The sequence below is a fragment of the Burkholderia sp. JKS000303 genome, assembly GCF_002563755.1.
GTDB lineage: Bacteria > Pseudomonadota > Gammaproteobacteria > Burkholderiales > Burkholderiaceae > Burkholderia > Burkholderia anthina_B.
In genome coordinates this window covers 3,424,812-3,447,414 of sequence record NZ_PDBZ01000001.1, presented here as the reverse complement: position 1 = coordinate 3,447,414, position 22,603 = coordinate 3,424,812, and the positions used below count along the sequence as shown (strand labels likewise).

The following is a 22,603-nucleotide window of genomic DNA, read 5'->3' as shown; positions in this document are numbered from 1 at the left end:
CGTGCGCGGCGCGCCGCTACTGCCAGGAGCCGATGTCAGCATCGTTGCCCTCGCCACCGGGTTTGCCGTCCGCGCCGTAGCTGAACACGTCGATCGCACCGTGCGTCCCCGGATTCAGATACTGGTAGGCGTTGCCCCACGGATCACGCGGCAGCCGTTCCAGATAGCCGCCGTCCTTCCAGTTGTTCGGCACCGGATCGGTCGCCGGCTTCTGCACGAGCGCGGTCAGCCCCTGCTCCTGCGCCGGATAGCGGCCGTTGTCGAGCCGATACAGGTTCAGCGACTGCATGATCGTGCCGATGTCCTGCTTCGCGGCGATCCGGCGTGCCTCGTCGGGACGGCTCATGATCTTCGGCACGATCAGCGCCGCGAGAATCCCGAGAATCGCGATCACCACCATGATCTCGATCAGCGTGAAGCCGCGTCGCGCGCGGCGTGAAACGCGCCGTGGCGCGTGCGTAACGTATGGCGTCATCATGCATTCACCCTCGCATCAAAGAATGTCGACATGCCGCGCGAACGCGGACCGCAACCCCGATCGACTCCACCGCCGAACCCTCAATCGTCAGACCGCGATGAAACCCGCCGACCTGCTTCGCTCCTTCCCGCCTCCGTCCGCCGCCGCGCCGGCCGTCGCCACGCTCGCCGCCGGCCTCGCATTCGCGGGCGTCGTCGCGTGGTCCGTGCACGTGCTCCGCACGCCCGACCTGCCCGTGCCCGCGCGCGCCGTGCCGCCGCCGTTCGACGTGTCCGCCGGCGCGCGGCTGTTCGGCACCCCGCCCGGCGACGACGCGCAGCACGCGATCCAGTTGCTCGGCATCCTGTCGTTCGACGCGCGTCGCGCGGCCGCGATCGTCAGCATCGGCGGCGACCCCGCGCGCGTCGTGCGGCTCGGCAGCACGGTCGGCAACGCCGGCACACTGGCCGAGGTGCGCGCGCGCTCGATCGTCGTCGATCGCGACGGGCTGCAGCGCGAAATCGCGCTGCCCGCCGCGCAGAATCCGGGTGCGTTCGTGCGCTGACCCGCGCATCACTGCACCATGTTGTTCAGCTCGATGATCGGCATCATCACCGCGAGCACGATCACGAGCACGATGCCGCCCATCGCGAGGATCAGCAGCGGTTCGAGCAGGCTCGTCAGGAACATCGTGCGGCGCTCCAGCTCGCGCGCTTCACCTTCGGCCGCGCGGTCGAGCATCGTCGTCACGTCACCGGTCACTTCACCCGAGCGGATCAGGTGCACGAGCACCGGCGGAAACGTCTTCGTATGGCCGAGCGCGCGCGACAGCGACGAGCCCTCGCGCACGCGCACGATCGCGTCGTCGATGTTCGCGCGCATCGCGCGGTTGCTCAGCGTGTCGCCCGCGGCCTGCAGCGCGCGCAGGATCGGCACGCCGGCGGCCGTCAGAATGCCGAGCGTGCTCGCGAAGCGCACCGTGTTGTAGCCGCGCACGATCCGGCCCGCGAGCGGCGTGCGCAGCAGCCGGCGGTCGAACGCGAGCCGCGGGCCCGCTTGCGACAGCACCTTGCGGATCGCGACGACGACTGCCGCGAACGCGGCAAGCGCCGCCCACCACCAGTGCCGCACGAAATCCGACAGCGCGAGCATCAGCACCGTCAGGAACGGCAACTGCTGCTTCGTGCTGGTGAACACGTTCGCGACCTGCGGCACCACGTAGCTCAGCAAGAACGTGACGATGCCGAACGCGATCAGCGTGACGACGGCCGGATACGTGAACGCGAGCAGGATCTTCTGCTTGAGCGCATTGCTCTGCTCGATGTAGTCGGCCAGCCGCGACAGCACGATGCCGAGCTTGCCGGTGTGCTCGCCCGCGGCGACGAGCGCGCGATAGATGTCGGGAAAGTCGCGCGGATGCTGTTCGAGCGCGTTCGCGAACGAATGGCCGCCGACGACTTCCGCGCGGATCGACGCCATCAGTTCGCGCACGTAGTCGCGCTCCGCCTGCTCGCTCAGCACCGACAGCGCTTCGTCGAGCGGCAACCCCGCGATCAGCAGGCTCGCGAGCTGGCGCGTGACGATCGCCTGCTCGCGCTGCGACAGCTTGCGGCCCAGCGCGAGGCGCTGGCTGCGCTCGCCGTGCAAGCGCGTCGCGGCCGTCTCGACGACGAGCGGAATCAAGCCCTGCGTGCGCAACTGGCTGCGCCCCGCGCGGGCGCTGTCCGCCTCCAGCACGCCTTTCAGCGTGCGGCCGGCGGGGTCGATCGCTTCGTAGCGAAATGCCGACATGTCAGTGTCCTCCCGTTACGCGCAACACTTCCTCGAGCGACGTCGCGCCGGCCGCGAGCCAGCGTTCGGCGTCGTCGCGCAGCGTGCGCATGCCTTCCGCACGGCCCGCGGCGAGAATCTCCGCGTCGGCCGCGTTGCGGTGGATCAGCGAGCGGATCGCGTCGTCGATCACCAGCAGTTCGTATACGCCGCGCCGGCCCGCATAGCCCGAATGGCCGCACTTCGCGCAGCCGACCGGATGCCACACGGTGCGGCCGTCTTCCTGCCGCTCTTCCTTGCACACCGGGCAGAGCTGGCGCACCAGACGCTGCGCGAGCACGCCGAGCAGCGATGACGCGAGCAGGTACGGCTCGACGCCCATGTCGGTCAGACGCGTGACGGCGGACGCCGCATCGTTGGTGTGCAGCGTCGCGAGCACGAGGTGGCCCGTCAGCGAGGCCTGCACCGCGATCTGCGCGGTTTCGAGGTCGCGGATTTCGCCGATCATGATCACGTCCGGATCCTGACGCAGGATCGAACGCAGCGCACGCGCGAAGGTCATCCCGATCCGCTCGTTCACCTGCGTCTGGCCGATGCCGGACAGGTCGTATTCGATCGGATCCTCGACGGTCATGATGTTGGTCGTCGCCGTTTCGAGCCGCGACATCGACGCGTACAGCGTGGTCGTCTTGCCCGAACCGGTCGGCCCCGTCACCAGCACGATCCCGTGCGGGCGCGCGATCAGCTTGTCGAACTGGCCGAGCGTGTCGCGGCCCATCCCGAGCGCTTCGAGATTCAGCCGCGCCGCATCCTTTTCCAGCAGACGCAGCACCGCGCGTTCGCCGTGCCCGGTCGGCAACGTCGACACGCGCACGTCGACCGGCCGGCCGCCGACGCGCAGCGTGATGCGGCCGTCCTGCGGCAGGCGCTTCTCGGCGATGTCGAGCTGCGCCATGATCTTGATCCGCGAGATCAGCGCGCCGTGCAGCGCCTTCTTCGGGCGCACGACGTCGCGCAGCGTGCCGTCGACGCGAAAGCGCACGACCGACGCGTTCTCGAACGGCTCGATGTGGATGTCCGATGCCTGTTCGCGCGCCGCTTGCGTGAGCAGTGCGTTGATCATCCGGATGATCGGCGCGTCGTCTTCCGATTCGAGCAGATCCTCGACTTCGGGAATGTCCTGCATCAAGCGCGACAGGTCGACTTCACCTTCGACCTCGCCGACGATCTGCGCCGCGCTGCCGTCCTGGCGCGCGTACGCCTGGTTGATCGCGTCGGCAAGCACGTCGTCGGCCACGCACACCAGCGACAGGCGGCCGATACGCCGCGCGACCTCGGCGATCGCGCTCGGCGGCGTGCGATCGCTGATCCACACCTCATGCAGGTCCGGATGCGCACGCGCGGTTTCGTTTGCGATCAGGATCCGGCCGTTGCGTGCGAAACCGTACGGCAGCGGCAATACCGGCTGCCGTGCACCGGCATGCGCGTCAGCCGGCGGCGACGATACGGACTGGATCAGCGCATCCGTGCTCATGGTTGCCCCTGCGTCGCGTCGATGGCGGGCGGTGCGGCCGTGAGCGGCGGCGCCGGTTCGTCGCGGGCACCGGGTTGCCCGCCTTCCACACCGCGCGGCGATGCATCCGGCGCGGCCGATTCCTGGCGCGTCATCCGGCCCAGATCGAAGATCCCCGCCGCGGCCGGCGCGCCCTGTGCAGGGCCCGGCGCGCGCGGCGGCAGCGCCGGACTGTTGCGATCGCGCTCGATCCGGTTGTCCGACCGGTAGTCGTTCATCTGCCGCTGCATCAGGTCGTAGCGGTCGCCGGAGATCGCCGCCGTCGTGTCGCTGTCCTGCAGGATCACCGGGCGCAGGAACACCATCACGTTGGTCTTCGTGCGGTTCTTGCTCTCCGCGCGAAACAGCGAGCCGATCAGCGGCAGGTTGCCGAGAAACGGCACCTTGTTGTTGCCGTCCGAGTAGTTGTCCTGGATCAGCCCGCCGAGCACGATGATCTCGCCGTCGTCGGACAGCACCGTCGACTGCACCGAGCGCTTGATGATCGTCACGCCGCCGGGATTGTTGATCGACGTCGCATCGACCGACGAGTCCTCCGAGTAGATCTGCATCCGGATCACGCCGCCCTTCGAGATCTGCGGCTTCACGTGCAGCACGATGCCGACGTCCTTGCGATCGAACGTGTTGAACGCGTTCACGCCGGTGCTCGACACCGCGCTCGCCGTCGAGTACGAACCCGTCTGCACCGGTACGTTCGCGCCGACGACGATGCGCGCTTCCTCGTTGTCGAGCGTGATCAGGTTCGGCGACGACAGGATCGATGCGTTGCTGACCGTCGCCAGCGCCTGCACCAGCGCGCCGAGCCCGAAGAACTTGCCGAACCGGTGCAGCAACCCGATGTTGATGCCGTTGTTCAGCAGGGTCGTGGCGGTCGCGGTCGACAGCGTCTGTCCGAGCGACTGGCCTTGCGCGGTCAGGTTCACGATGCCCTGGCTCGTCGACGTGTTGAAGTTCGTGCCGCCGTACAGCGCGTTGTTGCCGTTGCCCGACTGCAGCGCGCCCTGCCATTGCACGCCGAGATTCGCGGCATCGGTCGCGGTCAGCTCGACGATCATCGCTTCGAGATAGACCTGCGCGCGCCGCAGGTCGAGTTGCTCGATCACGTTGCGAATGTTCTGGTAGACGGGCTCGGGCGCGGTGATCACGAGCGAGTTCGTCGCCGGGTCGGCCTGGATCGTGCCGGCGCTCGTGTCCGTGCCGCCCGTCGCGCCCGCGAGCAGGCCGCCGCGGCTCGTCGCCGGATCGCCGTTCGCGGCCGTCGATGCGGCGTCGGTCGTGCCGGGCAGCGGCGGCAGGCCCGGCGTGCCGGTCGACGTGCTCGCGCTGCCCGTGCCGTTCTTGCCGGAGCTGCCATCCATGTCGCTGAAGCGCTTCAGCGACGACTTGTCGGACGACGACGTGCCGGTGTCGGCCGCCATTCCCATCATCCCGCGCAGCACTTTCGCGAGCTCGGTCGCATTCGCATTCTGCAGCCGCACGACGTGCATGTTGCCCGGCACGCGCGTCGGCGCGTCGAGCTGCACGATCAGCGCTTTCGCGTCGGCGATGCGGCCCGGGTCCGTCGCGCGCAGCAGCAGCGCGTTCAGGCGCGGGTTCGCGCTGACCGAGACCTTCAGCGTCGCATCGGTGTTGCCGGTCGCGCTCGGGTCGAGCATCTTCTGCACGACCGGCGCGAGATCGACCGCGCTTTCATGATGCAGCGGCACGACCGCGACCTTCTGCGACGTGCCCGCGTCGATGCCGTTGATGATCTCCGCGATGCGGCGCACGTTGTCCGCATAGTCGGTGACGACGATCGCGTTGTCGTTCGGGTACGCGCCGATCGCGTTGTTCGGGCTGACGAGCGGCTTCAGCACCGGCAGCAGGTTGGTCGCCGATTCGTTTTTCAGGCGGAACACCTGCGTGATCACGTGGTCGCCGCTCGCGCGCGGCGTGTTGCCGACGTAGGTCGGACCGCCCTGCAGTTTCGCATCGGCTTCCGGCACGACCTTCAGGATGCCGTGGTCGCGCACGAGCGCGAAGCCCTGCATCCGCAACGACGCTTCGAGACTCTTCAGCGCGCGCTCCGGCGTGACTGCGTTGTCGGACACGAGGTTGATCTGCCCTTTCACGCGCGGGTCGACGATGATCGTCGTGTCGGTGGCCGCGCCGATCGCCTTCGCGACCAGGTTCACGTCGGCGTTCGTGAAGTTCAGCAGCACCTGCGCGTGCGCGAACCGAACGACGAGGAGACCGATGGCCAACCACGTGCAACGAAACGAGAGACGGCCGAAACCGGAGCGGGTGCGTGTCATCTGGGCTGGGTGACGAGCGGCAGACAGGCTTGGCGAACGCGGCCGACGCGCGCGTCGGGACTCCGGCATTCACCTCGCTGGCCGCGTTTGCGGGTCGAGTCCGTCGGCGTGATGCGTGCCGAATGGAAGTGCCGGGAAAGACTAAGGATCGAAGCAGCGCAAATTTGTGACGGATGTTGGGCTACCTTTTTGGGCGGGCGGGGTTATTCGCTGGCGGGGTTTTATTTGTCATCGACATTCTTTAATCAATCTCGAAAATAATATTCTTCGTCGATTCCGCTTTTCATTTGATATTCGAGCAGCAGACATCGGGAATAAGTTCGGGAAATTCGTTGCGACAGAAATGTTCCGTAGCTTTTGCCATGAAGACGACTTGGTACCGGGTTAAGCGCACGACATGCGTGTCATGGGTCGGCACTCCAGATGCGCATTCGCATGTGAATCGACCGCACTCACAGGTTTTATCAAGCCGAATAATCGAATCGCGTAACCGTTGAAAATGTTGCGCACCATTCGTTATGAAAAATTCACACGCGATTTAAGCATTTCCCCCTACATTTATTCGGCGGTCAACACGGCACTCCGGCCGCGAATCAGCAAGCTTCTCGTTTATCTTCGTCTAAGGAAATTCTCATGAAATCCAGCAAGCGCAAGATCTGTCAAGCTGTCGCTCTCATCATTTCCGTCATCGGTGCTTCGGCTGCGATGGCGCAGACCGCTCCGCTGCTGCAAGGCGGCGGTTCGTCGCTCGTCGCACCGACGATCGGCACCGAAATCACGACGGCCTACTTCCCGGCTGCCGACGGCACGATCACCTACTACTCGGTCGGTTCCGGCAAGGGCCAGACGGCCTTCCTGAACAACGATCCGTCGCAGTTCAACGCCGGCACGGTCACGGTGACGGGCAAGGTGAACTTCGCGAACAGCGATGCAGCGCTCTCGTCGGCGCAGATTTCGGCCTATACGTCGACCGGTGGTCTCGGCGTCACCAACGGCCCGCTGATCCAGATTCCGTACATCGTCACGCCGATCACGATTCCCCTCGTGAACGCGCCGACGGGCACGGGGCCGAAGCTGGTCGATCCGAACAACTCGAGCCACCTGTCGGCGGCGACGGTCGCGCTCAACGACGACGATCTGTGCGGGATCTTCTCGGGCAAGCTGACGAACTGGAATCAGGTCGTCAACCCGGATATCACCAGCGGCGCCAGCACCTACACGCTGAACGCCCCGATCACGGTCGTCTACCGTGCCGACAACAGCGGCACGACCGACCTGCTGACCGCCCACCTCGCGCAGGTCTGCCACACGACGCCGTTCGTTCGCAACGGCGTCACCGTGGCCGCGAACTCGAACATCAGCTTCTCGGAAACGCAGAACTTCGCGGGCCTGTTCACCGCCGGCGTGCCTTCGACGTTCAAGTCGGCAACCGGCAGCGGTGGTGTCGCGGCCAGCCTGCTGGCGCTTTCGGGTGCTGGTGTCGGCTATCTGAGCCCGGACTACACGAACACGTTCCTCGCACCGTCCAGCGCGCCGGCCCAGACGAACAACCTGTCCGTGGCGAGCCTGCGTAACGCGGCAACCAACGCGGACGTCACGCCGACGTACCAGAACGCGACCCTGGCACTCGGCACGGTGACGCCGCCCACGGGCACCAACGCCGCCGACCCGCGCCAATGGGTGCCGCAGGCCAGCAACCCGACGACCGGCTACCCGGTTTCGGGCACCAGCCAGATCATCCTCAGCCAGTGCTACGCGAACACTGGCAGCAGCCCGTCGGTTGCCGCGTCCGTCGTCGACTTCCTGAACCTGCACTACTCCAGCAACGCCGCGATCATTCACGGCAACGGCTTCGATACGGTGCCGTCGACCTTCTCCGGTGCTATCAAGACTGACTTCCTGACGGCCGGCAGCGGCCTGAACATCAGCGCTGGCGGTGCCGTGGGCTCCTGCAAGAATTACGCCGGCCGGTAATCGACGAGCTGTTTACAAACGCAGTAGACGCGCCTCCCCGGAAGCTTCGGGGAGGCGTTATTTCATTCGTCCTACTGAAAATATTCAATCTGCCATCGGAAACTCGTCCTTGGCGTCGCAATGGCATGGAGTACCTAGATAACAATTATCCAGCCGACGATTCGCAGCCTTTTACCCGAGATGGGACATGGAAAAAGTTCACTGGAATCGCAAAACACGATGCAGCAAGTCGAGAGCGATCCCCGACCGATCGAGACGTGCATCCAACGCCTGAGACCAAGGGCAGTCAATCGCACGTTTGACCGAAATTTTCCTGTTTCGCCCGACAGATTCGACGGCCAACACGACACTCCGGCTGCGAATCAGCAGGCTTCCCGTCTATCTTCGTTCGAGAAAATTCTCATGGAATCCAGCAAGCGCAAGATCTGTCAAGCTGTCGCTTTCGTCATTTCCACCATCGGTGCTTCGGCCGCGATGGCGCAGACTGCTCCGCCACTGCTCGGCGGCGGTTCGTCGCTGGTCACACCGCTGATCAGCACTGAAATCCTCCCGGCCAATTTCCCGGTTGCCGATGGCTCGATCGCGTACTGGTCCGCCAGCTCAGGCCTGGGTCAGACCGCGTTCCTGACCAACGACGCAACGAAGTTTACCGCCGTCGGTGCTGGCTCCATGATCACCGCATCCGGCCCGGTCGATTTCGCGAACAGCGATGCGCCGCTGTCGTCGGCGCAGATCTCGGCCTATACGTCGACCGGTGGTCTCGGCGTCACCCACGGCCCGCTGATCCAGATTCCGTACGTCGTTACACCGATCACGATTCCCCTCGTGAACGCGCCGACGGGCACGGGACCGAAGCTGGTCGATCCGAACAACTCGAGCCACCTGTCGGCGCCGATGGTCGCGCTCAACGACGACGATCTGTGCGGGATCTTCTCGGGCAAGCTGACGAACTGGAATCAGGTCGTCAACCCGGATATCACCAGCGGCGCCAGCACCTACACGCTGAACGCCCCGATCACGGTCGTCTATCGTGCCGACAACAGCGGCACGACCGACCTGCTGACCGCCCACCTCGCGCAGGTCTGCCACACGACGCCGTTCGTTCGCAACGGCGTCACCGTGGCCGCGAACTCGAACATCAGCTTCTCGGAAACGCAGAACTTCGCGGGCCTGTTCACCGCCGGCGTTCCGTGGACGTTCAAGTCGGCAACCGGCAGCGGCGGTGTCGCGGCCAGCCTGCTGGCGCTTGCAGGTGCCGGCATCAGCTACCTGAGTCCCGCGTACACCAACACGTTTCTCGCACCGTCGAGCGCGCCGGCCCAGATAAACAACCTGTCCGTGGCGAGCCTGCGTAACGCGACGACCAACCAGGACGTCGCGCCGACGTACCGAAACGCGACCGTGGCACTCGGCACGGTAACGGTGCCCACGGGCGCCAACGCCGCCGACCCGCGTCAATGGGTGCCGCAGGCCAGCAACCCGACGACCGGCTACCCGGTTTCGGGCACCAGCCAGATCATCCTCAGCCAGTGCTATGCGAATACTGGCAGCAGCCCGTCGGTCGCCGCCTCCGTCGTCGACTTCCTGAACCTGCACTACTTCAGCAATGCCGCGATCATTCACGGCAACGGCTTCGATACGGTGCCGTCGGTCTTCTCCACTGCCATCAAGGCTGACTTCCTGACGCCCGGCAGCGGCCTGAACATCAAAACCGGCGGCGCAGTGGGCCCTTGCCGACCTTACGCCGGTCGATAATCAGTGAGCTGTTCAAAACGCAGTAGACGCGCCTCCCAGAGGACTCGACGGGGGGCGCAATTGATAGGAAAACCCGTCCGGGCGACGTGTCGAAGCCGGCGGCTTCAACGCCAACAAAAAATCGTGACGCGAGCGAAAATGCCAGACGCTTTACCCGCCCCCCGCCGAGTAGCACGCTCGGCGAGGTTATTCCGGCATCTCGCGACACACCGTCCGCAACCTACATTTTCCCCAGCCTCCGCTGTTCTTCGTCGCTGAGCGCCATTCGTTGAGATGCACCAACCTTGCCGAATCCCAGAATGGAAACGGCATTGGACGAGTCGTATCCGACTTGTTCGGCCCTGTTCCGCTTTCGCCGATCGTCGCCGTTGGTCTCGCCGAAACCTTCCACCTGCACCGAGATCGTCCAGCGCCGCTGATTGCCGCCCGCCGCGTTGTTCCTTGCGAGGTCCTGCGCCATCTGGCTCGCCGCCGATGCCGCCGAACTCGCCGCGGTCAGCGCGCCCGTGTTCACCGCCTGCACCATCGGGATACCGGTCGCCTTTCCCGTCACCTGGATGTTGTCCGCGTTTGCCACTCGCAGTGCCGCAACGTTCAGGTTGCCCGCGCGAATGCCCGCGTCGCCCGCGTCCACCGTGCCGCGCGGCGCGATCAGGTTCACCGTCCCCGCCGCCACGCCCGCGCTCGGCAGCGTCGCGATGCCCGCACCCGTCACTTCGCCGCGCGCGTCGACCGTGCAATAGTGGTTCGCATCACACACATACAGTGGCGCGGGCACATCAGCTGACGACTTCGCGCCTTTGCCCGCGTTGATGTCGCCGTTCGAACTCCAGATCGTCATGTCGCCACCCTGCTCGGTAAAGATCCGGCTTTGCGCGAGCAGCACGCTCTGGTCCGTGAAAATGTTCACGTCGCCCTTTTCCAGCGTCAGGATACCCATCGTGCCGGGGCCGGCGACTACTTTGCCGTTGCCGTCGACGATCTGCGGCGGCGCCGACGTGCTACCCACCAGCGCCTGCCCGCCCGGCCCGAGGATCGAGATGTTGCCGCCCTGCTGCGTCTGGATCGTCGTACTGCGAATGTCGAGGTTGCCGGTGCTCACCGGCTGGTTCGCGCCATTGCCACCGCCGTCGAGGTGGTTCGCCGTATAGCCGAGCGAGGCCGGGAACAGCGTGTTCAACGCTTCGTAGCCGCGCGCGTACTTCTGGTAATACGCACTGGCCGGATTGTTGTAATCCTCGCCGACCTGCGTCAGCACGCCGAACAGCACTTTCTCCGCGAAGAACTGCTGCACGTATGACGGCAGCGCCTGGAATTGCTTCCACGCGTCATCGGCCGTCATCTGGCTCACCTTCGCCAGCGCGTCCTGCTTGTCCCTGGCCAGCCCGGTGTCGACGATCTGCCCGGCGTCGTAGTCCTGCATGAACGCGATCAGCGCCGGCGTCGCGCCCGGCACGCCGGCCACCGCGCTGCCAGGCGCGATGTAGGTCGAGATGAACCCTTGCAAATCGACGCCGGGCCCGACGCCGAACAGCACGTTGACGTTCGCGCTCTCGTGCGGCAGGTTCGGGTTGTTCGCGTTGCCGATTGCGTCGATCCCGGTCAGTGCGGCGCCTGCAGCCACACCCGCCGTCGTCAACGGCCCGATATTGCGTCCAGCCTGCACGTCGAACCAGCCGGGGCCACCTATCACCAGCGCCGGCACCGTTCCGTTCGCAGGTGCGTCGTAAATATCGCGCCCGGCCACAATGCGCGTCACGTCCGAACGACGCAGGTTCTGCCCCAGGAACGCCAGGTTCACGATGTCTTGCCCAGCCTGAATCACGGTCGGCTTATCGATACCGACCGTGACCAGGTTGTCGTAGCGCCCCGCGTCGGCTGTACCGGCCGGCTGAAGGACCCCGTTGACGATACTGCCGTTCAGGCTATAGATACGCGCCGGCGCCGTATCGTCGGCATGCAGTGCGGTCGAGGCGTGCGCGTTGGGCGTCGCCTGAGGTTTCGTCGGCGACGGCATCGATGACGGATCCGAGTCAGACATGCCGAACGTCGTGCCACTCAGCGCGATGTTCGAGAAGTTGATCGTCTGGTCCGCGATCAGATTCAATTGGCCCGTGGCCGACGGATAAAGCGTACTGGCGGAATCGAGCGCGATCCCCCCGGTGAAGGCGGTCAGGTTCAGGCTGGCGGGCAAAGTCGTGTTCGCACCCGCCAACGTCGTGCCCAACGTTCCAAAGTCGATGTTGCCCGTCACGGCATTCACATTGACCGCCGACGTCGACGAATAGCCCTGGGCGTCGGCTTGCTGGTGGTAATCTCGCACGGCGGCCGCGGTCGCGTCCGAGTATGACGGATCGAGTACACCGCCGATATTCGCGCCCTGACGCGCACTGACGTTCAGCACCCCGTCCTGAACCGCCAATACCGTACCGACCTGCCCCAAGGAGACGATGGGATCCAATCCTCGAACGGCATTATCCAAGCTATAGGTCGTGTAATCCACACCGTCCGTGCCGATCCGTCCGCCTGCAGTGATCGTTCCCGTCCCTTTCGCGACGAAGTAGTCGCCGCTGAGGATGTTTCCGCCCGCGCGCACGGACAGATTGCCGCCGCCTACCGTATTGACGGTCGGCGTATCCGTATTGGCCTGGGTCAGGTACCACGTGGTGGGCAGCGACACCGCCAGATCCGTGATGTTGCCACCGGCCGTCACCGAGACGTTACCGCCGACGCTCATCACGCCTTGATCGAATCCGCCGAAGTTGATCGACGTCTGAACCGTCTGCGTCACGGGCGTGCCGAGTCCGACGGAGCCGACCGGATTGCCGATCTCCATCCACTGCCACCAGAACTGGCTGATGTTGTTGCCCTTCCAGCCCGATATCGCACCGGTTTGGTCGATCACGTTTTCGACGCCCGTGATGTCACCCTGAGCGTGAATGGAAATATCTCCCGCCGAATCCGGGTTGACGCTCGAGGAAACGAGAATGTCGGGGCGCCCCTGGGACGCATTGCCTTTCACGATCGTCGCCGCGGTTCCCACACCCGGCGCACCTGCCGCTGCGGTCGGCGTACCGGCTGTGTAGATGACGCCCGGCGCGACGTTGTCCAGTAACGCAATGTTGTTTCCCGCTGCGATATCGATGGAGCCTGCACCGGTACGAATGGTCGTGGGAGCGGTCAGTACGCTCCCGTTCGAATCCGAATAGGAAAAGTGCCCATCGACCGTCACGCTTCCCGTGCTAACCGAAGGAAACAGCGATGCCGCCTGAACGGCAAGCGGATTCGCGCTGGTCGAATCCGCGCCCGCGACCACTCGCCAGGAAGTGCTGGCCCCGCCGTTGAGTGTCGATGACTGGACAGGCAGGCCATTGTTCGATGTTGCGACAGGCGACGGCGTATTGTCGGTAGGAATATGGCCAACCGTGGTCGTTCCGGCTTGTATCGGCGCCGTCAGTACAACGGGTGGCGGTTGCAGCTGGGCGATATTTGGCTTTGGGCTCAATGGGACATTTACGAATGCTTCGATGGCGGTTATATAGCTTTCGTAGCTTTGAAGATAGGCGAGATACGAGCCCGGGTGACTCGTTTCTTCCGCAACTGTTGGAACGGCTTCTGTAAACGTAGGTTGTCCCTTCACAACAGGGTTGTTGAAGAACCCGTCCCTGGCACCAAGCCCCAGCACCGTCGGCTGACCTGGACCCATGACGTAATCAAGATATTCCTTGTACTCGCCATAGTATTGCGCGATCGCCTCGGGATCCCCGCCGGCAAACACGGTCGACGACGCAGCTGCCTGGATGAAACTGTTGAACTGGGTCTTGTTCTGGCCCGCAAGGCTGTAGGAAAACCCGTATTTCGGACCATAATCGCCGCCATAGGCGAGATGATATTTCCAGTACCTGTTGTAGTAGAAGCGACGGTAAAGATCATGAAAGTCGTAAGGCGACGGCGGCGTGATGGTCACGGTTGTCAACGGCGGCGCGGTCGGATTGACGATCTGGAAGAACCCGTCCGTGAGGCTTGCCTGAACCTTGACGTTGTTTTCAGCCCGGAACGTGATATCCGGCGCCTGGCCGTCGAACCGGTACGCCAGTTGCGTGGGCGATTCGCCCGCGCCCAGATTCCAGTTCGTCAGGATCGAGATGTCGCCGCCATTGATCGCGGGACTCGGATTGTCGAGTTCGATGCCCGGCACCACGCGGAAATTCGCGACGGGCGTCCCGGCAAACTGGGTCGCGACGCCGTCCAGTCCGTGCTGGACGAAACCCATCAACGTGCCGGGCCCGTTCGTCACGTCGCCGTTCCCGTAGCCGTAGAACGTCTGGTGATCCACGTTCGCGCCGCCCGATACCGGGGCGAAGAACATGCCTTGCAACCCGTCGAAGCCGATCGTCGCATTACCGCTCTGCAATTGCGCCTGCGTCACCGTTGACGTCGCACCGGTCGCGTCGTTCTTCACGGTTCCGCCGCCAGTGCCGTCCGGCGTGAACGTAAACGTCGCGGGTGTGTCCGACGTACCCTGCGCGGTAAACGTGCCGGCCAGCAAATGTCCGCTGGCGTCGTACCACCCAGCCGGATCGACGATACCGTCGAAGTGCTGCGCGCCCGTCGTTGCGTCCGTCGTGCTCCATACCGCATAGGCTTCGAGCGTCGTCGAACGCGAACCCTTGATTCCGTATTTCGGATCCGACGGCGCGTTCAGCGTCACGTTGGTCGTGCCGTCCATCAACAGCGGCGCGCGGAAATTCACCGTGCCGCCCGACAGGCCGCCGGCCGTGCCGCCCGATACGTCGATCAGCGCGTTCGCGCCCAGCACGATCCGGCCCGAGTTCGCCCGTTCGATGTTCTCGTAGCCGTAGGTCGCGTTGGTCGCGATCGAGTGGCCGTCCGCGTCGACGATCGTCGGGTCGAACACCGCGCTCGTGCCGATGTTCACCTTGCCGCCACGTTGCTTCGCGTCCGAGCCGCGCGCGAGCAGCGTGCCTTCGATATCCACGCCGCTGCGGCCGTACAGGTCGATCTCCCCGCCCGCGTTGCCCGATGCGTCGATCGTGCCGAGCACGTTCACGTTGCCGTTCGCGGTGTCCGAGGCGTTGCCCGCCCCGCCGTCCGCGGTCAGCGAGACCGTATGCGCAGTCAGCGTGTTGCCTGAAGACAGCGTCAGATTGCCCGCCTTCGTATGCATCGTGATCGCGTTGTTCACGCCGCTTGAGGCGAGCGTTTTAGCTAGGCCGTCGAGGTCGGCTGCGCCGCCCGTGTCGAGCGAGAATGAACCGCCCGCGTAGCCGGCTGCCGCACCGCCCTTCAACGTGCCGTTCAGGTTCACGACCTGTTGGGGGGCCGATAGCGTCAAACTCCCGGCCGCACCGCCGCCGGTCGCGCCCGAGAAGTCGAGCGTCGAACCGGATTGCACATCCACCGTGCCGTGGTCTGCGGTCAATGCGATCGATCCTGCCGGTGCGTACTGCGTCACGTCGAAGAACTGCTTCGATACGCCCGCCGAACTCACCGTCGAACCGCTGCCGATCGTCAGGTTGCCGCTCGTCGCCTCCAGGCTCACGTTGCCCGCCGGCGCCATGATCGTCGCGCCGTTGTCGGCGAGCGTGCCGCCGATGAAGCTCCACGCGCCACCTACCGGCGTCTTCGTCAGTGCAGTACCCGGTGCGCCATTCAATGTCAGCGCACCGCTCGTCTTGACCGTCGACGCCGAACTCGTATCGGCCAGATACACCGGTGCGGCAAGCGTCACCGGCAACGCGCCGAAGTCGAACGTACCGGTACCTTGCCCGACGATCCCGCCCGTCGCGCTCATCGATACGTTTCCGAAACCGCTCAGCGCCTTCGTCCCCGTGCCGAAATCAATCTCCTTCGCGTTGACCGTCAGCGTGCCACTGCCCGGCGTCGCCGTGTCGTTCGGTGCCCCGGTTTCATTCGTGAATGCGATCTGAGGCGCATTCAACGTCACATGACCGCCGTCGCTCGTGAACATGCCCGCGCTCAAATCGACGCTGTTGCCAAACGTCGCGCTCACGTCACCGATGAACCCAATCGCGCCATAACTGCGAAGCGTGACTTGCTGTGCGTTCGCGAACTGCGCAAGTCCTGCCGGATCAATCACGAAGCCCGGCAGGTTCGCCGCAGCTGCACCGCCCGTGGTCGTGAACGTGATTGCAGAACCATCCACCGTGATCGCCTTGGCCGACAACGCCGCGCTCGGATCAACCTTCAGGTTACCTGACGAATCGAGCGTCAGCGCCTGCCCACCCGCGAGCGTTGCGCCCGCGCCGACCGTCAGCAGCCCCGTACCCGTACTATCGGTGCGCGTGAGCGGCGCCATCGCGCCGTTCGACACCCGCAGCAGCGCGCCGTCGCCTGCGATCGCGATCGGCTGATCCTTCGCCGCCGGGTAATCGCCGTCGGCTGCAATCGATGCACCCGCATCCACACGCAATCCGCTCGCTGCATTCGGATCCGTGCCGCTCGCATCGGTCTTCGTGACCAGCAGAATCTCGGGGCCTTTCAGCGACGTATTACCGTCGTTCGACACTACGACGCTGTTCGCGATCGGCGTGATCGTCACGCCCTTCGTGGTGGCCGTGCGCGTTCCACCGATCAACAAGCTGCCCGCGTTCAACGAATCGAGCGCATCCGCACTCACTTGCAGATAGCCGGTCAGCGCCGCGCTTCCGTTGCCCGTGACCTGAATATCCTGCGACGCGATATCGACCTCGGCCGGCGCACCGCCTGTCGCCGCCGCCGTATTCAGCGTCGCCCCGAGCGCGAGCGCCTTCGTCGCAGCCAGCACCAGCTGCCCGCCGTCCATCGGCAGGGGGGGACTCACACTACCGTTCTTCGCCGCCTGCGCGGTAAAGAAGTCGTTGGCCCCCTTCATCGTGTACTGCGAATACTGCTGCCACACCGGCCCCGACTGCACGTTGAACAGCGTCGGCGTCGCGCTGCGGCTGCCCGTCAGCGCATCGGCAAAGTAACCCGCCGTCACCACGGTCCCGTCCGGCAGCACCGCGCTCGCGCCCGGCGCGACGCTGCCCGTCGTGCTCGACACCGTCACGCGATATGCGCCCGGCAACGTCGCATACTTGCCCGGCAACAGCGTGTAGTAGCCCGCCGCCAGCCCCGGCACACCCGACAGATAAACGGCCTGCCCGACCGCACTCGTCAGCGACGCCTGTCCCACGCCTGCGCTGACCGTCTGCGTGCCCGCCGTGCCGTTCGCATTCGTCGCCGGCTGAACCGTTTGCGCAAACACCGGATCGTAGGCCGCCACGGGCGACTGCGCTCCGGGCACGATCGCGTAGACGTTCGTCGCGCCGGCGTTCACCGGTACCGCCGTTCCCGTCGCGTTGTTTGCATAGCTGACGCTGTACTGGGACAGCACGTCGCGCGTGCCGCCGGTGCCCGGCACCCATTCGGCCGCCTGCAGGTCGCCACCGCCCGACAGGTCGACGGTCGCGCCCTTGTCGAGCGCCACGCTGCTGCCGTTCACGCCGATGAATTTCGACGGCGGCGCGCTCAGGTCGGACTGTACGACACCCGGCAACGGATTGAACTGCCACTCGACGCCATCCACGGTCGTGCCGTACGGCAGCGTCAGATTGCCGTTCGACACCGACGTCACGCTGCCGCTTGCCAGCGTCACCGAGTCGGTCGCGACCAGCGGCAGGTTGTCGAACTGCGCCTGCGTCGCCGCATTCGTCGGATCGCCGACGCCGAATACGAGCGCGCCTGACGGCGCGCGCACGGTGCCACCCTGCACGATGTGCGTCGCATCGACCAGCAACGTACCGCCCGCCGACAGCGGCGTGCCGGACGCGCCGTTCGCTTCGAACGTGATCGTCGTCGGCATCGGCTTGCCGGTGACTGGGTCGGTCGGCCCGACCGCATCAACGATGAACGTGCTGCCGGTCGACGGGTACAGGTCCGCCGCCTTGAACGTCAGGTTGCCCGGCGTGAACAGCGCGCCAGCCGTCAGCGCGCCGTTGCCCGACGCCGTCGGGTTCGTCGAGCTGAGCCGGATGTCACCGCGGCTCGTGAAATTCGCCTGGCCGAAGTTGCTCAGCTGAAACTGGTTCTCGAGATCGATGAACGCCGCGTTGACGTTCAACGTGCCGTCGGCCAGTGCCATGGCAGGCGACAAGGGTGCATTCTGCGTGCCGACGCCCAGATACGGGCCGACGAGCGCGACATACGGCGCATCGATCGTGACTGCAGTATCGACCGTCGTGGACGACACGCCGTCCGGCAACAGACCCGACAGCACAGACAATGGACGAGGGCTGCCGCCTGTCGGTGCCGCCGTGGTCAACAGGGACTGCACCTGCTGGCTGCCGAGTACCGCGAGCTGGCCCGTGTTGATGATCACGGCCCTACCCAGATGCAGGTCGACGTTGCCCGCGAAGACGATAGGCGGCGCGTAGAGCGCGGTGCCGTCCCCCAGCACCAGCGTCGTGATGCCAGAATCCGTGAGCCGGTCCGCGGCGAACTGCAGCACACCGGTCAGTGGCTGATCGAATACCTGCGCCGGTGCGAGGCCCGCCGGCACCAGATTACCGCTCTGCTGAATCAGCAGCGCGGTGGCCCCTGGCAGCGCAACGCCCGCTCCCTCCATTCCGACCGCTCTCGACACCGCGTTAGCTTGCGGCAGGATCGACAGCGTACCGCCCTGCGCCTGCGCCGCGCCCGGTTGCGCCTTCATCGTGCCGTCGAAGTAGAGACCGCTGGAAGCCGCCAGCGTGATCGAGCCTGCATTGCTCCATACCGGTTGCGTGACGTATCCGCCGCCGGCCTGCAATTGGTCGAAATTCGCCGACGCACCCGATACATTGATCAGCGCACCCGCCTGCGCGACCACGTACCCCGAATCGTCCGAAATCGTGACCGAACCACCTGGCAGCACCTTGCCCGTGTCCGGCACGACCGTCGTCGATCCCTTCCTGACCGGCGCCGCCAGCGGATTGCCCAGCGCCACGCCCGCCACGTCCAGTACCGCGTCCGGCCCAAGCCACACCGATTTGCTCGCGCTCGTGAAGCCGCCGCTCGCGGTGTACTGTCCGGTCAATTCATGTCCTTGCGGCAATGCATCCGCCGTCAGCGCGATCGAACCGCCCGGCGCGATCAGCGAACCCGATACCGTCACCTGCGTGGGCGAGCCTAGCCCGATGCTCGCTCCTGCGTCGCCGACGATCGATGCGTGCTGCCCCACGCTCACACTGCCGGTCACGCCGGGATAGACGGGAACCGGTTCGGTGACGCCTGGCTGGCCGTTGTTTTGCCACGTCAGATAACCGCCCCCCGTCATGACCAGGTTCGTCGGCTGGCGATGATAGGCATCGAGTGTCCCGATCGTCGTCAGACCGCCTGCCGACAGGTCGGCGCCGCTCGCTGCCTGCTGCAACGCCGGCACGTCCGGAATCAGGTTCTGCTGCGTCAGCATGACTGTCGAGCCCGGTGCGACGGTCGCATCGAACAGCGCATTCAACACGTATTTGCCAAAACCTTGCCGTGCAAAGAAATCGACCGGCAGCACCGTCGCCCAGGATGGCGCCGCGGCCGGATCGCCGCCGATCTGGAAACCCGGCGTCTGCAGCGTCAACGTGCCGCCTGCTGAAAAGCCGAAGCCCAGAATCGTTCCATCCAGTTGCAGCCGATCGTCGGACGGCAATTGGGCAGGAAAACCGAGCTGCCCGACAAAGGTACGTAGCGACACGTTGCCGCCGCTGCCGACCGGAATGCCGTTGCTCATCATCAGTTGGCCGTTCGCCTGCATCTGGCCGCCGCTCGATACGTCGATCACGCTACCTGGTTGCAGGTCGATGCCCGCCCCCGACAGCGTCACGCTTCCGCCGTTGATGAACTGGCTGTTGCCCGGTGTCGTGCCCGCTGCGGTCTGCACGTCGTTGTTGACCCACTGACCCGCCGTGCTGATCACAGCGTTCGGGCCGGCCGTGATGTTGCCGCCGGCCGAGATCGAAATTGTGCCCGACGGCACGACCATGGCCCCGGCCACGAGTGCGTTGCCCGACGACGCGCTGAAATTGAAGCTGCCGCCGGGTTGAAGCTTGAGCTGCGCACCGTCGGCCACCACGAGCCCCTTGCCGCCGGTCTGGTCTTCGGTGATGTTCAGTTTCGCGAATCCGCCTGCGTTCAGCGTGCTCAACGGGATCACGGTCGTGGCCAGCACGTTGTCCGGGTCAGTGCCCGACAGCGCGCCGAGCGCGACCGGATCGAGCCGCGTGTCGATCGAAAACGCGGGTGACAGACTGCCCAGTTGCGGCGCAGCATCCTGCAGGATCACGAGGCCCGATGTGCCGGTGGTGCCCGTGCTGACGCCCTGCGCGCCCTGTGTCAACCCGGCGAGGTTGCCCGACGCGGCCAACGACAGCGCAGTCGATGGATCACGCCCGAGGTTGAACGTGCCGCCCGACGGCTCGGCATCGCCCTGCACCTGCTTCGATCCGGCAAACGACTGCGCGCTAACGTCGCCGTCGAGCACCAGCGCCTGCGTCGCATACAGATCCAGCGTCCCGGCATTGCCGCCGACGATGAAGTCGCCCGCGTAGACGCCTGCGTTCAGTAGCGGGTTGTACCAGGTCTTCGTCACGCCCCAGCGCGGGTGCGATTCAATGAACTCGCCGGCGATGCCCACATACCTGTCGTACGGGCTCGCCTGCCCTATCGGCACGATCGCGCCGTTCGCGTCGACGAGCCGCGTCGTATTCACCATCCCGCCGTCGTAGTGCACGTAGCCGCCGTTCAGGTTCATCGACGAACCGGCGGCCGTCATCACTTCGTTACCCGACAGCGTGATCGTGCCGCCGTTCGTCAGCAACTGGTCGACCGTGCGCGGAATCAGGTTTACATAACCCGACAGGTTCAGGATCGGACTGCCGACCCACTGCACGCCGTCGCTGCGCGTGCCAGACAGCGTGCTGTCGACCACCACGCCCTTCAGGCCGAACAGGAAGCTGTTGCGCAGCAGCGGCGAATCAGCAAGTTCGTTCTGACCGATCCGCTCGACCGTCAGCAGCGTCTGCGCAATCGGCAGCTCGACGTTCGCGAGGCCCGATACGTCGATCGTCGCGCCGTCATCGACGTAGATGCGGCCCTGCATCGCGGTTTGCCCGGGCGGCGTCGCATCGTGCGCCGCCGACGGCGTCAACGCGACCACCGTCACGTTCGAGCCTGGCGCCTCGATCAGCGAACCGCCCTCGAGCCACACCGCACCCGCCGTCATCGCGATGCTGCCCGGCGTGAAGACCGTGCCCGGCGCCGACGTCGCCGTCTGCCCGTTGTTGTCCGGCAGCACCGCCGTCACTGAATCGGGACCGAAGCTCAGCAGCCCGGCGCGGTGCGTGTCGGCCGCTCCCGCATTCCCACCGGTGTAACCAACGGGCTGCCCACCCGTGTACGACTGCCCCAACGGATTGTTCGAACTGTACTCATCGACCGTCGAAATCGTGATCGTGCCCGGCGTATTCACGCTGGTCGTCACGCCGACCACGCCGTTCTGCGCGACGCGACTACCCAGCAGGTTCACGTTGCCGCGCGCGGCCTGGACGATGCCCGTGTTGGTCAACGTGCCGGCCGGCGTCACGTCCGTTTGCTGCAATCCACTCCCCGTCACGAGTTGACCACTCAACTCCGGCAACAGCACCTGCGGGCTGTTCGGATTCGGCCGAAGGCTCACGCCCACGCCCGCGGCCAGCACGACCTGGCCAGCGGTCGCCGTGATGCTCCCGCCATTGTTCACGTTCGGCGCCGCCACCAGCACGAAGCCGCCGTCGCTGACCGTGCCGTTCGCGTGCGTCGCGATCGACGCACCCGGCTCGATCGTGACGTCGCCCGGCATCGGGTACGGGTTCGACTCGCTGACCGTGGCCAGATTGCCGAGCCCGAGGATCTCGTTCGGCACGTTCGCATTGGACGGCGTGGTCAGGTTGGTCGCCTCGGGGCTGGCCAGCCCGCCCGTCGTGCCGGCCGGCATGCTCAGGAACAGCTTGTTGCTCGCGACCACGTCATCGGGTGTCTGCACCAGATGATTGTTCATGTTCAGCAGATCGAGCGACGATGCAACCAGCGAATGGACGTTCACCTGCGAGCCCGCGCCGAACAGCACGCCGTTGCGGTTGATCACGTACACCGCACCCTGCGCGGTGACGTTCCCCAGAATCTGGCTCGGCCGGCCGCTCGGATCGTTCACCCGGTTCAGCACCGCCCAGTTGTTCGCGCCGTTCGTCTGCGTGCCCGCCGACTGGTCGAAGTTCAGCGTCGTCTGACGCCCGACGTTCATCGTCTCCCACGTCAGCACCGCGTTCTGGCCCGTCTGCTTCACGTCCACGTTCACGTGGCCCGACGCATCGACGTTTTGCGTCGGCGCGTTCGCGTTGAACCACAACACTGGATTGTTCGGGTCGTTCGTCGCGCCCGCCGCCACCTGCAACCCGCCCGGCGTCAGACCGTTCGGCACGGTCGACGGCAGCGCCGCTGCGGCGGCCGCCGCGCTCTGCTGCGCGGCGATCTGTGCGGCCACCGCCTGCGCCGCGTGCCCGAGGTTGCGGATCGACGGCTGGCTCGCCTGCAGCGCCTGCTGCGGCGACACGCCGAGGTTCGCCGCGCCCGGCAACCCGCCCGCACCCGCCGCGCCGCCGCCCGGCGCGCGCGCCGCCACCTGCCCCAGATTCATGATGCCCGCCGCGTGCGCGTGCACCGGCGCGATGGCCGCGATCATCAACGCGATTGCGTGGCACAGCGGCCGGAGAT

The 22,603-nt window shown here is 65.6% G+C and carries 8 protein-coding genes; 3 read left to right on the top strand and 5 right to left on the bottom strand.

The features are described from left to right. Positions 1–16: 16 nt before the first annotated feature. Positions 17–475 (bottom strand): type II secretion system major pseudopilin GspG, encoded by a 459-nt coding sequence (gene gspG / locus BX604_RS16300; RefSeq protein ID WP_098552914.1) that lies wholly within the window; start codon positions 473–475, stop codon positions 17–19. 100 nt (positions 476–575) lie between these two features. Here gspG and BX604_RS16295 point away from each other — a divergent pair, with 100 nt between their 5' ends. Further along, positions 576–1,022: a type II secretion system protein N gene (locus BX604_RS16295; protein ID WP_098552913.1), complete on the top strand. Its 447-nt coding sequence runs from the start codon at positions 576–578 to the stop codon at positions 1,020–1,022. A gap of 8 nt (positions 1,023–1,030) precedes the next feature. Here the strand turns inward: BX604_RS16295 and gspF are convergent, their stop codons facing one another. The 3 genes from gspF to gspD are packed head-to-tail and all read right to left on the bottom strand — an operon-like array spanning position 1,031 to position 6,094. Beyond that, on the bottom strand, positions 1,031–2,248 hold the full coding sequence (gene gspF / locus BX604_RS16290; protein ID WP_098551699.1) for a type II secretion system inner membrane protein GspF: 1,218 nt from the start codon (positions 2,246–2,248) through the stop codon (positions 1,031–1,033). 1 nt (position 2,249) lies between these two features. Further along, positions 2,250–3,761, bottom strand: coding sequence for a type II secretion system ATPase GspE (gene gspE / locus BX604_RS16285; RefSeq protein WP_098551698.1), 1,512 nt, complete (start codon positions 3,759–3,761; stop codon positions 2,250–2,252). After that, a complete protein-coding gene (gene gspD / locus BX604_RS16280) occupies positions 3,758–6,094 on the bottom strand; it encodes a type II secretion system secretin GspD (protein WP_098551697.1) in 2,337 nt (778 codons plus the stop codon). The genes gspE and gspD overlap by 4 nt, the downstream gene beginning before the upstream one ends. Positions 6,095–6,727: 633 nt before the next feature. Here gspD and BX604_RS16275 point away from each other — a divergent pair. Both BX604_RS16275 and BX604_RS16270 read left to right on the top strand, forming a co-directional pair. Further along, the gene (locus BX604_RS16275) at positions 6,728–8,068 is read left to right on the top strand and encodes a substrate-binding domain-containing protein (RefSeq protein WP_098551696.1); all 1,341 of its coding nucleotides are present in this window, start codon (positions 6,728–6,730) and stop codon (positions 8,066–8,068) included. Between the two features lie 219 nt (positions 8,069–8,287). Further along, entirely contained in the window at positions 8,288–9,823 is a 1,536-nt protein-coding gene (locus tag BX604_RS16270; protein WP_257146339.1) for a substrate-binding domain-containing protein, read from the top strand. A gap of 220 nt (positions 9,824–10,043) precedes the next feature. On the opposite strand, the gene BX604_RS16265 is transcribed toward BX604_RS16270, so the two are convergent. After that, positions 10,044–22,571 (bottom strand): filamentous haemagglutinin family protein, encoded by a 12,528-nt coding sequence (locus BX604_RS16265; RefSeq protein WP_257146338.1) that lies wholly within the window; start codon positions 22,569–22,571, stop codon positions 10,044–10,046. Positions 22,572–22,603 lie beyond the last annotated feature (32 nt).

Excerpts from the sequence above, each read along its gene's own strand:
- gspD (WP_098551697.1), bottom strand. The coding sequence starts at position 6,094 with ATGACACGCACCCGCTCCGGTTTCGGCCGTCTCTCGTTTCGTTGCACG.
- BX604_RS16295 (WP_098552913.1), top strand. The coding sequence starts at position 576 with ATGAAACCCGCCGACCTGCTTCGCTCCTTCCCGCCTCCGTCCGCCGCC.
- gspE (WP_098551698.1), bottom strand. The coding sequence starts at position 3,761 with ATGAGCACGGATGCGCTGATCCAGTCCGTATCGTCGCCGCCGGCTGAC.
- gspG (WP_098552914.1), bottom strand. The coding sequence starts at position 475 with ATGACGCCATACGTTACGCACGCGCCACGGCGCGTTTCACGCCGCGCG.
- BX604_RS16275 (WP_098551696.1), top strand. The coding sequence starts at position 6,728 with ATGAAATCCAGCAAGCGCAAGATCTGTCAAGCTGTCGCTCTCATCATT.
- gspF (WP_098551699.1), bottom strand. The coding sequence starts at position 2,248 with ATGTCGGCATTTCGCTACGAAGCGATCGACCCCGCCGGCCGCACGCTG.
- BX604_RS16270 (WP_257146339.1), top strand. The coding sequence starts at position 8,288 with ATGCAGCAAGTCGAGAGCGATCCCCGACCGATCGAGACGTGCATCCAA.
- BX604_RS16265 (WP_257146338.1), bottom strand. The coding sequence starts at position 22,571 with ATGATCGCGGCCATCGCGCCGGTGCACGCGCACGCGGCGGGCATCATG.